Source organism: Janibacter sp. Y6 (assembly GCF_040900765.1).
Taxonomy (GTDB): Bacteria; Actinomycetota; Actinomycetes; order Actinomycetales; family Dermatophilaceae; genus Marihabitans; species Marihabitans melonis.
In genome coordinates, this window is sequence record NZ_JAKLYZ010000001.1 from 776225 (window position 1) to 790803 (window position 14579).

At 72.6% G+C, this 14579-nt stretch carries 14 protein-coding genes; 8 read left to right on the forward strand and 6 right to left on the reverse strand.

The window, feature by feature from the left end; all coding sequences use genetic code 11:
• Positions 1-11: 11 nt before the first annotated feature.
• From L6241_RS03570 to L6241_RS03595, 6 genes are all read right to left on the reverse strand, one after another.
• Positions 12-1289, reverse strand: coding sequence for a saccharopine dehydrogenase family protein (locus L6241_RS03570; protein ID WP_368244878.1), 1278 nt, complete (start codon positions 1287-1289; stop codon positions 12-14).
• 37 nt (positions 1290-1326) lie between these two features.
• A complete protein-coding gene (locus tag L6241_RS03575) occupies positions 1327-2103 on the reverse strand; it encodes an ABC transporter permease (protein ID WP_123092875.1) in 777 nt (258 codons plus the stop codon).
• A 59-nt stretch (positions 2104-2162) separates the two neighbouring features.
• A complete protein-coding gene (locus L6241_RS03580; protein ID WP_368244880.1) occupies positions 2163-3083 on the reverse strand; it encodes an ABC transporter permease in 921 nt (306 codons plus the stop codon).
• Positions 3080-4234, reverse strand: coding sequence for an ABC transporter ATP-binding protein (locus L6241_RS03585; protein WP_354586886.1), 1155 nt, complete (start codon positions 4232-4234; stop codon positions 3080-3082). Before L6241_RS03585 ends, L6241_RS03580 begins: the two co-directional genes overlap by 4 nt.
• Positions 4234-5484, reverse strand: coding sequence for a PotD/PotF family extracellular solute-binding protein (locus L6241_RS03590; protein ID WP_368244882.1), 1251 nt, complete (start codon positions 5482-5484; stop codon positions 4234-4236). Before L6241_RS03590 ends, L6241_RS03585 begins: the two co-directional genes overlap by 1 nt.
• Positions 5485-5580: 96 nt before the next feature.
• Entirely contained in the window at positions 5581-7026 is a 1446-nt protein-coding gene (locus L6241_RS03595; RefSeq protein WP_191563105.1) for a gamma-aminobutyraldehyde dehydrogenase, read from the reverse strand.
• A 172-nt stretch (positions 7027-7198) separates the two neighbouring features.
• Here L6241_RS03595 and L6241_RS03600 point away from each other — a divergent pair, with 172 nt between their 5' ends.
• The 8 genes from L6241_RS03600 to L6241_RS03635 are packed head-to-tail and all read left to right on the forward strand — an operon-like array spanning position 7199 to position 14575.
• A complete protein-coding gene (locus L6241_RS03600) occupies positions 7199-7687 on the forward strand; it encodes an Lrp/AsnC family transcriptional regulator (RefSeq protein ID WP_068274735.1) in 489 nt (162 codons plus the stop codon).
• A gap of 19 nt (positions 7688-7706) precedes the next feature.
• Positions 7707-9113: an aspartate aminotransferase family protein gene (locus L6241_RS03605; protein WP_191563104.1), complete on the forward strand. Its 1407-nt coding sequence runs from the start codon at positions 7707-7709 to the stop codon at positions 9111-9113.
• A gap of 4 nt (positions 9114-9117) precedes the next feature.
• On the forward strand, positions 9118-10491 hold the full coding sequence (locus L6241_RS03610; RefSeq protein ID WP_368244884.1) for an NAD(P)/FAD-dependent oxidoreductase: 1374 nt from the start codon (positions 9118-9120) through the stop codon (positions 10489-10491).
• Between the two features lie 2 nt (positions 10492-10493).
• On the forward strand, positions 10494-11588 hold the full coding sequence (locus L6241_RS03615; RefSeq protein WP_368244886.1) for an SLC13 family permease: 1095 nt from the start codon (positions 10494-10496) through the stop codon (positions 11586-11588).
• Positions 11589-11645: 57 nt separating this feature from the next.
• The gene (locus L6241_RS03620) at positions 11646-12359 is read left to right on the forward strand and encodes a hypothetical protein (RefSeq protein WP_368244887.1); all 714 of its coding nucleotides are present in this window, start codon (positions 11646-11648) and stop codon (positions 12357-12359) included.
• A gap of 41 nt (positions 12360-12400) precedes the next feature.
• Positions 12401-13393 (forward strand): NAD-dependent epimerase/dehydratase family protein, encoded by a 993-nt coding sequence (locus L6241_RS03625; RefSeq protein WP_368244889.1) that lies wholly within the window; start codon positions 12401-12403, stop codon positions 13391-13393.
• Positions 13386-13967 carry a dihydrofolate reductase family protein gene (locus L6241_RS03630; protein ID WP_368244890.1) on the forward strand — a complete coding sequence of 194 codons (582 nt, stop codon included), beginning with the start codon at positions 13386-13388 and terminating at the stop codon, positions 13965-13967. Before L6241_RS03625 ends, L6241_RS03630 begins: the two co-directional genes overlap by 8 nt.
• A complete protein-coding gene (locus L6241_RS03635; protein WP_368244892.1) occupies positions 13964-14575 on the forward strand; it encodes a GNAT family N-acetyltransferase in 612 nt (203 codons plus the stop codon). The genes L6241_RS03630 and L6241_RS03635 overlap by 4 nt, the downstream gene beginning before the upstream one ends.
• The last annotated feature ends 4 nt before the right edge of the window (positions 14576-14579 follow it).

Below are 14579 nucleotides of genomic sequence, written 5' to 3' on the forward strand. Positions count from 1 at the left end.
CGCCACCGCGCTCATCGCTCCTCCATCCCCCAGGCCGAGCCGTACCCGGCGGGCGCGGGGGCGGCGAGGAGGTCGAGGAAGGGGCGCGCGGGGAAGGCCTCCGGACCGAGCACACCGGTGCCGGACCACTCCCCCGTCGCGAGGAGCTCGAGGGCGACGACGGGGTTGATCGCGGTCTGCCACACGACGCACTGGGCGTCGAAGTCGCGCATCGAGTCGGCGTTGTCGACGACGTGGTAGAGGTACACCGCGCGCGGCTGGCCGTCGGTGCCGGTGCCCGTGACGGACAGCCCGGCGCACGTCTTGCCCTCCATCCGCGGGCCGATGCTCGCGGGGTCGGGCAGCACCGCGGCGACGACGTCGCGGGGGCTGACCTGCACGCCCCCCACGTCGACCGGCTGCGTCGAGTCGAGCCCGAGGGCGTGCAGCTGGCGCAGCATGGCGATCATCTCGGCGCCGAGCCCGTACTTGAAGGTCACCCGCTGCGCGTCGACCCACCGCGGCATGAGGAGCACCTCCTCGTGCTCGACGTGGACGCACTCGACCGGGCCGATCCCCTCGGGGAAGTCGAAGACCTCGGGCTCGGCGAAGGGGGGCAGCGTGAAGAAGCCCGCCTCGACGTCGCCGCCGGCGGCTTGCGCCCGCTCCCGCTCCCACACGACCGGCGGGTTGAGGCACTCCTCGATGATCGTCCACATCGAGAAGCCGGGCGCGAAGACCTCGCGCCCCTCCGCGTCGCGAACGACGAGGTTCGCCCCGTCGCGGGTGCCGAGCTCGTCGATCGAGGAGAAGAGCTCGTCGGCGGCGTACCGGGCGAAGACGTCGGACAGCCCGGGCTCGACGCCCATCCCGACGAGCGCGAGCCGGCCCGCCGACTCCCACTCCCCCGCCTGGGCGAGCTGCTCGTCGCCGAGCTTGACCCCGACCTCCTCGTACGGGCGCTCCGGGTGCGGCCGCGACAGCGACATCGCCATGTCCAGGTAGTCCGCCCCAGCGGCGAGCGCCCCCGTGAAGATCGGCATGACGAAGCGCGGGTCGACGGCGTTGAAGACGTGGGTCGCCCCGTGCTCGCGCGCGAGCGCCGCGACCGCCCCGGGGTCGGAGGCGTCGACCTGGGCGGCCACGAGACGGGACTCGCCCTCCCTTCGCCCGCTCGCCGCGGCCACGGTCGCCTCGGCGCGCTCGAGCGAGTAGTCCGCGACCACCCACCGCTCGAAGTAGTCGCGGTCGACGGCGATCTTCGCCGCGGCGTCGCCGACGCCCCCGGCACCGATCATGAGCACTCGCACGGGATCTCCTCCTCCGCCCGCCGCGCTCGCGCGCGGCTCAGGCGCTCTTGCGGCGGGTGCCGACGACCTGCGCGAGGACGACGAGCAGCACCGCGATGACGAACATCGAGAAGCCGATGACGTTGGCCTGCGCGGGGATGCCGCGCAGATAGCTGACGTAGACGAACTTCGGGAAGGTCGTCTCGTCGCCGGACACGAAGTTGGTGATGATGAAGTCGTCGAAGGACAGGCTGAAGGCGAGGAGCGCGGCGCCGACGATGCCCGGCAGGACCAGCGGGAAGGTCACCCTCCAGAACGTCCCGCCGGGCCCGGCGTAGAGGTCCTGTGCCGCCTCCTCGAGCCGGGGGTCGAGGCTCTGCAGCCGGGCCTTGACAGTGACGACGACGAAGCTCACGCAGAACATGATGTGGGCGATGACGATCGTCCAGAAGCCGAGCTGCAGCCCCACCCGCGAGAAGCCCTGGACGAAGATCGTCAGCAGGCTCGCGCCGAGGACGATCTCCGGTGTCGCCATGGGGATGAAGACGAGGAAGTTGCCGGTGCCGCGCCCGCGGAACCGGTGCCGCACGAGGGCGAAGGCGATCATCGTGCCGAGGACCGTGGCGACGAGCGTCGCGATCGCGCCGATCTGGATCGACTTCACGAGCGACTCGCACACCCCGGGCGCACCGCACGGGTTCTGCCAGTGCTTGAGCGTCGGCCCCGCCTCGGAGTTCCACGTGATGTTCGACTTCTTGTAGTCGTTGAAGGAAAAGACGAAGGTGTAGAGCACGGGCAGGAAGAGGTAGAAGAGCACGAGCAGCGCCGCGATCATCGCGAAGCGCTCGCCGACCCAGAAGCGGGCCCGGCGCACGAAGGGGGTGGACGTGGCGCTCACAGCAGCTCCTCGGTCCCGAAGCGGCGGACGTAGACGAAGACGAGGGCGAGGATGATCGCCATGAGGGTGAAGGACAGCGCGGCCGCCGTGTCGAAGCCGCCGGGCACCCGGAAGAACTGGCTCTCGATGACGTTGCCGACCATCTTCGTGCTGCGGTCGGAGCCGAGCAGCTCGGCGTTGACGTAGTCGCCCGCCGCGGGGATGAAGGTGAGCAGCGTGCCGGCGAGGACGCCGGGCAGCGACATCGGCAGGGTGACCGTGCGGAAGGTCGTGAAGCCGTTCGCGTAGAGGTCGCCGCCGGCCTCGATGACCCGCGGATCGGCGCGCTCGAGCGAGGCGTAGATCGGCAGCACCATGAAGGGCAGGAAGTTGTACGTCAGACCGGCGACGACGGCGACCCAGGTCTCGGTGATGTGACCGCCGGGCAGCAGGTGCAGGGTGCGCAGCGTGCTCGCGACCGGCCCCTCGTCGGAGAGGATCTGGCGCCACGCGATCGTGCGCAGGATGAAGCTCGTGAAGAAGGGCGCGACGACGCAGATGAGCATGACGCCCCGCCACCGCCCGGCCTTGAAGGCCATCGCGTAGGCGAGCGGGTAGGCCAGGACGAAGGCGAAGAAGGTCGCGAGCCCGCCGAAGAGCAGCGAGCGCACCATGTGCGGCCAGAACTCGACGAAGGCGTCGACGTAGTTGCCGAGGTTGACGTCGCGGTAGTAGTACCCCGGGTAGCCCGGGAAGTCGCTCTGCAGCGAGACGGTGAAGAGCTGGACGAGCGGCACGACGAAGAAGACGACGAGCCACAGCACGCCCGGCAGGAGGAGCAGGTAGGCCGTCCGGCTCGAGCGGCGCCCGCCCTTCGCGTGGTCGGCCCCGTCACCGCCGGTCCCGGCGGCGGCGCCCAGACCGTGGGCGATGCTCACGCCGGCTCCCCCGCGGCGACCCGACCGGCCTCGGCGGCCTGCGCGTCGGCGGGCACGGCGAAGGCGTGCGCGTCCTTCCACGACAGCCAGACCTCGTCGCCGCGGCGGATCGTGTTGCGCTCGACGTCGAGGTTCTGCTCGTAGACCGACCACACGGAGCCGCTCGGCACCTCGACGAGGTACTGCGTCGCGACACCGGTGAAGGAGACGTCCTGGACGACGGCGCGCACGTCGCTGCCGGCGCCGTCGGGGCGGTGCTCGTGGATCGTCACCTTCTCGGGGCGCACCCCGAAGAGGACGTCGTCGCCCTCGCCGCCGGAGCGCTCCCGGTGCACCTTGACCCGGGTGCCCGCGACCTCGAGCACCTCGAAGTCGCCGTCGCGGTCGACGACCCGGCCGGCCCCGATGTTGGACTGGCCGAGGAAGGTCGAGACGAAGGCGGTGCGCGGCAGGTCGTAGAGCGCCTCGGGGTGGCCCATCTGCTCGATCCGGCCCTGGTTCATCACGGCCACGGTGTCGGCCATCGTCATGGCCTCCTCCTGGTCGTGGGTGACGTGGACGAAGGTGAGCCCGACCTCGGTCTGGATGCGCTTGAGCTCGACCTGCATCTCGCGGCGCAGCTTGAGGTCGAGCGCGCCGAGCGGCTCGTCGAGCAGGAGCACCTCGGGTCGGTTGACGAGGGCCCGGGCGAGCGCCACGCGCTGCTGCTGACCACCGGAGAGCTGGGTCGGCTTGCGCCCGGCGAGGTGGCCCATCTGCACGAGCTCGAGCGCCTCGTCGGCTTTCGTCCGCGCGTCCTTCTCGCCGCGCCGCTGCGGGCCGAAGGCGACGTTGTCGCGCACGCTGAGGTGCGGGAAGAGCGCGTAGCTCTGGAAGACGGTGTTGACCGGGCGCTCGTAGGGGCGCGACCCGGTGAGGTCGGTCTCGCCGATGAGGACCCGACCGGAGGTCGGCTGCTCGAGCCCGGCGACCATGCGCAGGGTCGTCGTCTTGCCGCAGCCCGAGGGGCCGAGGAGGGCGAAGAAGGACCCGCGCGGGATGGTGAGGTCGAGGTCGTCGACGGCGGTGAAGTCGCCGAAGGACTTCGTCACCGACTCGAGCTCGAGGTCGCCGTGCGCCTCGCGGAAGCCGGAGCCGGAGCGGCGGGCCATCAGTTGCCCACCGTCCGCGACCAGATGTCGCTGAACTCGGCGTCGTCCTGCGCCGACAGCGCGGCGAAGCCCTGGACGTTGTTGTCGCGGATGTAGTCCGCCCCGGGGAAGATGAAGGGCGACGTCGCCAGCTCGGGGTCGATCTTCTCCATCTCCTCACGGGCGCCCTCGACGGGGCATATGTAGTTGACCCACGCGGCGACCTCGGCGGCCACCTTCGGGTCGTAGTAGTAGTCCATGACCCGCTGGGCGTTGCGGCGGTGCGTCGAGGTGATCGGCACCATCATGTTGTCGCTCCACAGCGTGCCGCCGGACTCGGGGATGACGAACTCCCAGTTGTCGTCCTCGGTCTCGGCCCTCAGGACGAAGAGGTCGCCGCTCCACACGATGCCGGCGATCGCGTTGCCGCTCTTGAGGTCGTTGAGGTAGGCGTTGCCCTTGATCCGACGGATGTAGCCGTCGGTGACGCGCTTGTCGACCTCGGCGACGGCGGTCTCGAACTGCTCCTTGGTGATCCCCTGGTCGATGTCGACGCCCTGCTGGAGCAGGATGAGACCGACGGTGTCGCGGAACTCCGAGAGCACCGAGATCCGGCCCTTGAGGTCCTCGGCCCACAGGTCCTCGAGCGACTTCAGCTCCCGGCCGACCTTCTTCTTGTGGTAGCCGATCCCGGCGAAGCCGGACTGCCAGGTCAGCGAGTTCTGCCGGCCCGGGTCGAAGCTCACCTCGCGCAGCGGTTCGAGGAGGTTGCCCGCGTTGCGCATCTGGATGAGCTCGAGCGGCTGGCACAGCCCCTCGCGGATGATCCGGTTGGCCATCCAGTCGGTGAAGGTGAAGATGTCGCGCTTGATGTCCTGACCGGCGCGCAGCTGCGGGGCGATCTTGTTGAAGTACGTGTCGTTGTCGTCGATGTCCTCGGTGTAGGTCACCGAGATGCCCGTCTTCTTCTTGAAGGCGTCGAGCGTCGGGTAGCGCTTGCCGTCGTCGTCCATGTCGAGGTAGGCCGTCCAGTTCGCCCACCGCACGACCTTCTCCTCGTCGGAGAGGTCGTCGGGCAGGTCGAGCGCGACCGTGCCGTCCTCGGCCGACGGCGGGGGCGGCGGTGCGCACCCGGCGGCGGCGAGCGCCGCGCCGCCGAGCAGACCGCCGGTGAGGACCGAGCGACGCGTCAGCCGTGAGCGCTGCGAGGCCTGCGCGGCCCGCACGAGCGCGGCGGTCATCGGGTCGGAGGGGGGCCGCAGAGGCGTCATGGTGGCCTTCTTCACGGGACGGGACCGCGGGCGGTCGTCGGGGTGGAGGGGTGCCGCCGGCCGGGTGCACCGGCCGGCGGCGAAGGGGTGCCCGGCTCAGCTGTCGATGTTGGCCATGACGTGCTTGATCCGGGTGTAGTCCTCGAAGCCGTACATCGACAGGTCCTTGCCGTACCCGGACTTCTTGAAGCCGCCGTGCGGCATCTCGGCGACGAGCGGGATGTGGGTGTTGATCCACACGCAGCCGAAGTCGAGCCGCTTGCTCATCCGCATGGCGCGACCGAAGTCGCGGGTCCACACGGAGGAGGCCAGGCCGTACTCGACGTCGTTGGCCCAGCGCACGGCCTCGTCCTCGTCGGCGACCCGCTGGACGGTGATGACGGGGCCGAAGATCTCCTGCTGCACGGCCTCGTCGTCCTGGCGCAGGTTCGACACGACGGCGGGGCTGAGGTAGAAGCCGCCCCCGAGCTCGGTGAGGCGGGTGCCGCCCGCGTCGAGCGAGGCGTGGTCGGGCAGGCGCTCGAGGAAGCCGGAGACCTTCGCGAGCTGGTCGGCGTTGTTCACCGGGCCGAGCAGCGCGTCCTCGTCGTCGGGCCGGCCGACCTTGGCCTGCGTGCGGGCGAAGTCGGCGAGCGCGGCGACGAAGTCGTCGTGGATGCCGGGGGTGCACAGCACGCGGGTCGCGGCGGTGCAGTCCTGGCCGGCGTTGAAGTACCCGGCGGTGCCGATGCCCTCGACCGCGGCCTCGATGTCGGCGTCGTCGAAGACGACGACCGGGGCCTTGCCACCGAGCTCGAGGTGCGCGCGGGTGAGGTTGCGCGCGGCCGAGGCCGCGACCTCGACTCCGGCGCGCACGGAGCCGGTGATCGCCACGAGACCCGGGGTCGTGTGCTCGACGAGCATCCGACCGGTCTCGCGGTCGCCGGTGATGACGTTGAAGACGCCCGCGGGCATGTGCTCTGCGGCGATCTCGGCCATGAGCAGGGTGGTCTCGGGGGTCGTGTCGCTCGGCTTGAGCACGATGGTGTTGCCCGCGGCGAGGGCCGGCCCGATCTTCCAGGCGGCCATCATCATCGGGTAGTTCCACGGGGTCACCTGGCCGACGACGCCGATCGGCTCGCGCCGGATCCAGCTCGTGTGACCACGCATGTACTCCGCGGACGCCTTGCCCTCGAGGACCCGGGCCGCGCCGGCGAAGAAGCGCAGCTGGTCGCACATGACCGGCACCTCCTCGCTGGCGGTGAGCGCGAAGGGCTTGCCGGTGTTCTCGGCCTCCAGCTCGACGAACTCCTGGGCCCGGGCCTCGAGGGCGTCGGCGAACCGCAGCAACGCGGTCTGCCTCTCCCCCGGGGTGGTCTGGCCCCACTCCTCGAACGCGGTGGCGGCACTGGCGTAGGCGGCGTCGACGTCCGCCTGGCCGGAGACGGGCGCGGACGCGACGACCTCACCGGTCGCCGGGCTGACCAGGTCGGTCCTGCCCTCGCTCTCGGTGTCGACGTACTCGCCGCCGACGAAGTTGCGCAGGGTCCGGGTCTCGGTCACTGGTGCGTCCTTTGCGAAGGGGGATGGGTGAGACAGACGATAGACGGCAGATGTCGATCTCGACAGACCCATGGTTAAGAAGGTGCGAAAACTTCTGATCACACCCATGTTTCGTACGGATATCGTCGAAGCAGGCTTGTCAGAGCGATCATCTGGGCGCACGATGGGGCGCATGGCCACCCCTTCGCCCGACGCGTCAGAGCCCCGGGGACGGGTGCGGCTCGACGAGGTGAGCAAGCAGATCATCGAGCACCTCCAGGTCGACGGCCGCCAGTCCTACGCGACCATCGCCCGCGAGGTGGGTCTGTCCGAGGCCGCGGTGCGGCAGCGGGCCACGAAGATGCTCGAGGCCGGCGTCATGCAGATCGTCGCCGTCACCGATCCCCTCCAGGTCGGCTTCACCCGCCAGGCGATGATCGGGCTCACCGTCGAGGGCGACCTGCGCCCGGTCACCGAGCAGATCGCCGCGATGCCCGAGGCCGCCTACGTCGTGACGACGGCCGGCAGCTTCGACGTCCTCGTCGAGATGGTCTGCGAGGACGACGAGCAGCTCCTCGAGCTGCTCACCACCCGGCTGCGCACCATCCCCGGCGTCCGCAGCACCGAGACCTTCGTCTACCTGCGTCTCGACAAGCAGCACTACGACTGGGGCACGCGATGAGCCCCGCGACAGGAGCAGCATGACCACCACCCCGCAGACCGGGCCGATGACGACCCGGTCGGGCAGCCGGCACGCCGACGCCGCCCGCGACCACCTGTGGATGCACTTCACCCGCCACTCCGTGCTCGAGGAGGGCGGCGAGGTGCCGGTCATCGTGCGCGGCGAGGGCCACCGCATCTGGGACGACCGCGGGCGCGAGTACATCGACGGGCTCGCCGGGCTCTTCGTCGTCCAGGTCGGCCACGGCCGGGCCGAGCTCGCCCAGGCCGCCGCGAAGCAGGCCGAGCAGCTCGCCTTCTTCCCGCTGTGGTCCTACGCCCACCCGGCCGCGATCGAGCTGGCCGAGCGGCTCGCCCGGATGGCCCCGGGCGACCTCGAGCGCGTCTTCTTCACCTCCGGCGGCGGCGAGGCCGTCGAGTCCGCGTGGAAGCTCGCCAAGCAGTACTTCAAGCTCACCGGCAAGCCGGGCAAGCACAAGGTCATCTCGCGCTCGGTCGCCTACCACGGCACCCCGCACGGCGCCCTGTCGATCACCGGCATCCCCCCGCTCAAGGAGATGTTCGAGCCGCTCGTGCCCGGGGCCCACAAGGTGCCGAACACGAACTTCTACCGCGCCCCCGACGTCTACAGCGAGGACGAGAAGGCCTTCGGCCGCTGGGCCGCCGACCAGATCGCCGTCGCCATCGAGACCGAGGGCCCCGACTCCGTCGCCGCCGTCTTCCTCGAGCCGGTCCAGAACGCCGGCGGGTGCTTCCCTCCCCCGCCCGGGTACTTCGAGCGTGTCCGCGAGATCTGCGACACCTACGACGTCCTGCTCGTCTCCGACGAGGTCATCTGCGCCTTCGGACGGGTCGGGTCGATGTTCGGCGCCGAGCAGTTCGGCTACCAGCCCGACATCATCACGTGCGCGAAGGGGCTGACCTCCGGCTACGCGCCGATGGGCGCGATGATCGCCAGCGAGCGCCTCTTCGAGCCCTTCAAGCACGGCACCGCGTCCTTCGCCCATGGCTACACCTTCGGCGGGCACCCCGTCGCCGCCGCGGTCGCGATGGAGAACCTCGACATCTTCGAGCGCGAGGGGATCGTCGAGCACGTGCGCGAGCACGGCCCGACCTTCCGCCGCACCCTCGAGCGACTGCTCGACCTGCCGATGGTCGGCGACGTGCGCGGCGAGGGGTACTTCTACGGGATCGAGCTCGTCAAGGACAAGGCGACGAAGGAGACCTTCGACGAGGCCGAGTCCGAGCGCCTGCTGCGCGGCTACCTCTCGAAGGCGCTCTTCGAGGCGGGCCTGTACTGCCGAGCCGACGACCGGGGCGACCCCGTCATCCAGCTCAGCCCGCCGCTCACCATCGGGCCGGCCGAGTTCGACGACATCGAGCAGCGCCTGCGCTCGGTGCTCGTCGCCGGCGAGAAGCTGCTCTAGCCCCGTGGTCCACCCCCTGTGGTGGGACGACGCGGCGCCGAGCCCGGCCCCGCCGGAGCTGCCCGCGCACGCCGACGTCGCGGTCGTCGGCGGCGGGTACACGGGTCTGTGGACCGTGTACCACCTGCTGCGCGAGCAGCCCGGCATCGAGGTCGTCGTCCTCGAGGCCGAGCACGTCGGCTTCGGCGCGAGCGGGCGCAACGGCGGCTGGGTGAGCGCGCTCTTCCCCGTCTCCGGCGACGCCCTCGCCGCCCGTCACGGGGCACCGGCCGCCCACGCGATGCTCGCCGCGCTGCGCGAGAGCGTCGAGGAGATCGGTCGCACGACCGCGGACGAAGGGGTGGATGCCGGTTACGTGCGTGGCGGCACCCTCGTCCTCGCCCGGGGCCGGGCCCAGGAGGCGCGGGCCCGCTCGGAGGTGGCGGCCGACGCCCGGTGGGGCGGCGGCACCCGCTGGCTCGATCGTGACGAGGCGCTCGAGCGGCTCGCCGCGGCCGACCGGCCCGGTCGCACCGTGCTCGGCGCGACCGCGAGCCCGCACTGCGCCCGGGTCCACCCCCGCCGTCTCGCCGACGGGCTGGCCGCGGCCGTGCGCCGGCGCGGCGGCGTCGTCGTCGAGCAGGCGCGGGTGGCCGACGTCGTGCGCGAGGGGCGCACGCACCGGCTGCTGCTCGACGACGGGCGCGAGCTGTCCGCCGGGACCGTCGTGCGCGCCACCGAGGCGTGGACGGCGACGCTGCCCCGGCTGCGTCGACGGCTCGCGCCCGTCTACTCGCTCATGGTCGCCACCGCGCCGCTCACGGCGCAGCAGTGGGACGAGGTCGGTCTGGCCGACCGCGAGGTCTTCGCCGACCACGGGCACCTCGTCGTCTACGGCCAGCGCACCGTCGACGACCGGATCGCCTTCGGCGGGCGGGGGGCGCCCTACCACTACGGCTCGCGCATCCGCCCCTCCTTCGACCACGACGACGCGGTCTTCGCGGCCCTGCGGACCACCCTTCGCCAGCTCCTGCCGCAGGTCGAGCTCGACTTCACCCACGCGTGGGGCGGGCCGCTCGCCATCCCCCGCGACTGGCACCCGTCCGTCGGCTACGACCGGGCGGCGCGGGTCGGCTGGGCCGGCGGGTACGTCGGCGACGGGGTCGCGACGAGCCATCTCGCGGGGCGCACCCTCGCCGAGCTCGTCACCGGGGCGACGACCTCGCGCACCGAGCTGCCGTGGGTGGGGCACCGCTCCCCCGACTGGGAGCCCGAGCCGCTGCGCTGGCTGGGGGTCAACGCCGGTCTGCGCGCGGCCGTGCTCGCCGACCACGAGGAGCGGCGCACCGGCTCGCCCGCGCGGATCGCCCCCGTGCTCGACCGGCTCACCGGGCACTGAGCGTGCTCGACGTCGTCACCGAGGCGCTCGGGCGGGCCCTGCCCGTCGCCGCCTTCCTCCTCGCGATCTCTGCCGTCGCCGAGCTGAGCGACCGTGCGGGCGTCTTCGACGTCGCCGGTCACGCGATGGCGCGGCTGGGCCGGCACCGGATGTGGCTGCTGTGGCTCGGCTTCTCCGCGCTCGCCGTCGCGTGCACCGTCTTCCTCTCGCTCGACACGACCGCCGTGCCGCTCACCTCGGTCGGGCTGACGATCGCCCGGCAGGTGGGTGCGGCGCCGCGGGCCTTCGCGCTGACGACGCTGTGGGTGGCCAACACCGGGTCGCTGCTCCTGCCGGTCTCGAACCTCACCAACCTCCTCGCCCTGCCCCGCCTGGAGCAGATGGGCGTCGACCACGGCGGGTACGTCCGGCTCGCCGCGGCGCCGGCGCTCGTCGCCGTCGTGCTCACCCTCGCCCTCGTCGCGCTCCTGCACCGGCGCGAGCTCTCGGCGCGCTACGTCGTCGACCCGCCGGCGGCCACGCACGACCGCGTCCTGCTCCGGGTCGCCGGGGCGACCTGCCTCGTCATCGGGCCCGCCTTCGCGCTCGGGGCTGCGCCGTGGCTCGTCGCCGGTCTTGCTGCGCTCGTCCTCGCGGGGGTCACGGCGGTGCGCGCTCCCGGGGCCGTGCGCACGCTGCGTCTGCCGTGGGCGATGACCGTCGGCTTCAGCCTGCTCATGGTGGCGGTGACCGGCGCCCACCGCGCCGGCCTGCTCGACCCGCTCGTCGACCTCGCCGGCCGGGGCACCGGCGCCGGCGACCTGCTCCAGGTCGCCGGGGTCAGCGCGCTCACCGCCAACGCCGTCAACAACCTGCCCGGCTACCTCGCCCTCGAGCCGGTCGCCCAGGGCGAGCCGGCCCGTCTGCTCGCCGTCCTCGTCGGCGCGAACGCGGGCCCCCTCGTCACGCCGTGGGCCTCGCTGGCCACCCTGCTGTGGCTCGACCGGTGCCGCGCCGCCGGCGTGACCTGGCGGCCGTGGCGCCTGGCCGGCGGCGGTCTGCTCTGCGTGGCCGTCGTCGTGCCGGCGACGACCCTCGCCCTCGCGCTGACGACCTGAACCCCCGTCGCAGCCCGGCGATGGCGGCCGCCCCGGCGGGTCGCTAAGGTCGCGCCGATGACCTCACCACCACCGGACCACCCCGGGATGCGCTGGTCACGACGCGCTCTCCTCGTCGCGCTCACGGCGGCCGCCTTCGCTCTCAGCCTGTGGACGGCGCTGCGCCCGGACCTCCGCAGCGGGTGGCTCGGCGTCGGCGTGCCCCACCCGCTGGTCGTGGGCCTGTGGCTCGTGCTGCTCGTCGCCCTCGCGCTGCAGGTGAGCTCTCGCGTCCCCGCGGTCGTCGTCGGGATGGTCCTCCTCTTCTTCTGGCCCGCGCCGGTCTACGCCGCCGTCGCCACGATGTCGCTCTACGGCGAGCTCGCGACGCAGCGCACGACCGCCACCGTCGTCGACGTCGACCCCGGTCGCGGTCAGGGGCCCGTGCTGCTCACTGTCGCGCTGGCCGACGGGTCGACGCAGGACGCCATCTCGACCCTCGTCGACCGGGGCTCGCGGACCTACCTCGTGCCGCGGGTGGGTGACCGGGTCGACGTCCTGCGCGACCCCGCAGGCCGGCTGCCGACCCACACGGCGCCCGCGCAGGACAGCTGGACCTCCACCCCCGCCGGGGTGCTCCTCCTCACCGTCCCCGGGGCGCTGGGCCTGCTCGTCCTCGGGGCGACGGCCGCCTCGGCCCTCACCCGCCGCAAGAGCTTCGTCATGGTCGCCGGACGACCCGAGCCGGCGCCCCACGAGCAGACCCGGCCGCGGGGTGCGCCCTCGGCATAACCGGTTGCCCGGAGCGGCCCCACACGAGTTGGATCGCGGGCATGCGGATCCTCGTGCTCGGTGGGACGGCCTTCCTCGGGCGGGCCGTGAGCCGCGCCGCCCTCGCGCGCGGGCACGAGGTCGTGTGCGCCGCGAGGGGCAGCGCGCCGGTGGCCGACGGAGCCGGCCTTGTCGTCGTCGACCGCGACGACCCGGACGGCCTCGCGCCGCTGCGCGGGCAGCGGTGGGACGCCGTCGTCGACGTCTCGCGCCAGCCCGGGCAGGTGCGCCGGGCCGTCGCCGAGCTCACCGTCGACCACTGGGTCCTCGTCTCCTCGGCGAACGTCTACGCCCGCTTCGACCACCTCGAGCAGGACGAGGACGGCCCGCTGCTCGACCCCCTCGCCGACGACGTCATGCCCGACATGAGCCGGTACGGCGAGGCGAAGGTCGCCTGCGAGCAGGCCGTGGCGACGACGGCGAGCTGGACCGCCGTGCGCGCCGGGCTCATCTGCGGCCCCGGCGACGACTCCGGCCGACTCGGCTACTACCCGTGGCGGCTCGCGCACCCGACCGGGGCCGACGTCCTCGTGCCGCCCGACCTCGACCACCCGGTCGCGGTCGTCGACGTCGACGACCTCGCCGACTGGCTCGCGACGTGCGCGCAGGAGCAGGTCCACGGCGCCCTCAACGCGACCGGACCGACGCACCGCCTCGGCGACCTGCTCGACCTCGCCCGCGAGGTCGCCGACAGCGACGCGGCACTGCGACCGGTGCCGGCCGAGGTCCTCGCCGATGCGGGCGTCGAGGCGTGGGCGGGCACGCCCTCGCTGCCGCTGTGGGTCGACGACCCCGAGTGGCGCTTCTTCTCCACGCTCGACAGCTCGCGAGCGCGTGCCGCCGGGCTCGTCACCCGCCCCCTTCGCCAGACCCTCGCCCGTGCCCTCGCGCACGAGCAGACCCGCACCACCCCCCGCGCGTGCGGGCTCACCGACGAGCAGGAGCGCGACCTGCGCCGCCGGCTCGACCACCACCAGGAGGACGCCCGTGCGTGATCTCGTCTACTACGTCGCGACCTCGCTCGACGGCTTCGTCGCCGGTCCGCGGGGTGAGGTCGACGACTTCGCGATCGACCCGCGGCTGCTCGCCGAGCTCTTCGCGCGCTACCCCGAGACCTGCCCGGCGCACCTGCGCGGGCCGCTCGGCGTCACGGGCGAGGCGCGCCGCTTCGACGCCGTCGTCATGGGGGCGCGGACCCACCAGCCGGCGCTCGACGCGGGGCTGACGAGCGCCTACCCGCACCTCGACCAGCACGTCGTCACCCATCGCGAGCTCCCCGACGACCCGAGCGTCACGCGGGTCGACGGCGACGTCGTCGCGCACGTCACGGCGCTGAGGTCGGCGCCGGGGCGGGACATCTGGCTGTGCGGTGGCGGCGACCTCGCCGGACAGCTCGTCGACCTCGTCGACGAGCTGCAGCTCAAGGTCAACCCCGTGCTGCTCGGCGAGGGCGTGCCCCTGGTCCGGCTCGGCTACGCCGGACGGGCCTGGCGCCTCGCCGACGTCGAGCGCCTGCCCGGCGACGTCGTGCTCCTCACCTACCGCCGCCGCGACAAGGGCGTCGGATGACCCTCGACCTCCGCGCGCTGATCCGCACACCCGTCCTCGAGGGCGAGCTCGTCCGTCTGCGCCCTCTGGTCGAGAGCGACGCCGAGACGATGCACGAGGTGCTCGCCGACCCCGAGGTGCAGGTGCTCACGGGGAGCGTCGTCTCGAGCACCGGCACCTCCCCCTTCGACCTCGACGGGCTCCGCGCCTGGTACGGCAGCCGCGAGGACCAGGACGACCGGCTCGACCTCGGCGTCGAGGACCGCGCGAGCGGGCGGCTCGTCGGCGAGGTCGTCCTCAACGAGCTCGACCCCGCCGCGGCGACCGCCAACATCCGCGTCCTCCTCGGACCGCAGGGTCGCGGGCGCGGGCTCGGCACCGAGGCGATGCGGCTGACGCTCGCCCACGCCTTCGAGCGCGTCGGTCTGCACCGGGTGAGCCTGCACGTCATCAGCCACAACCCGCGCGCCCGCCACGTCTACGAGACCCTCGGCTTCGTGCACGAGGGCACGCTGCGCGAGAGCGTCGTCCTCGACGGCGAGCGCCACGACGAGCACGTCATGTCGCTCCTCGCCCACGAGTGGTCGGCGCTCACGGCGGCGAAGGGGGCCCACCCGCCCGGTCGGTGAGCGA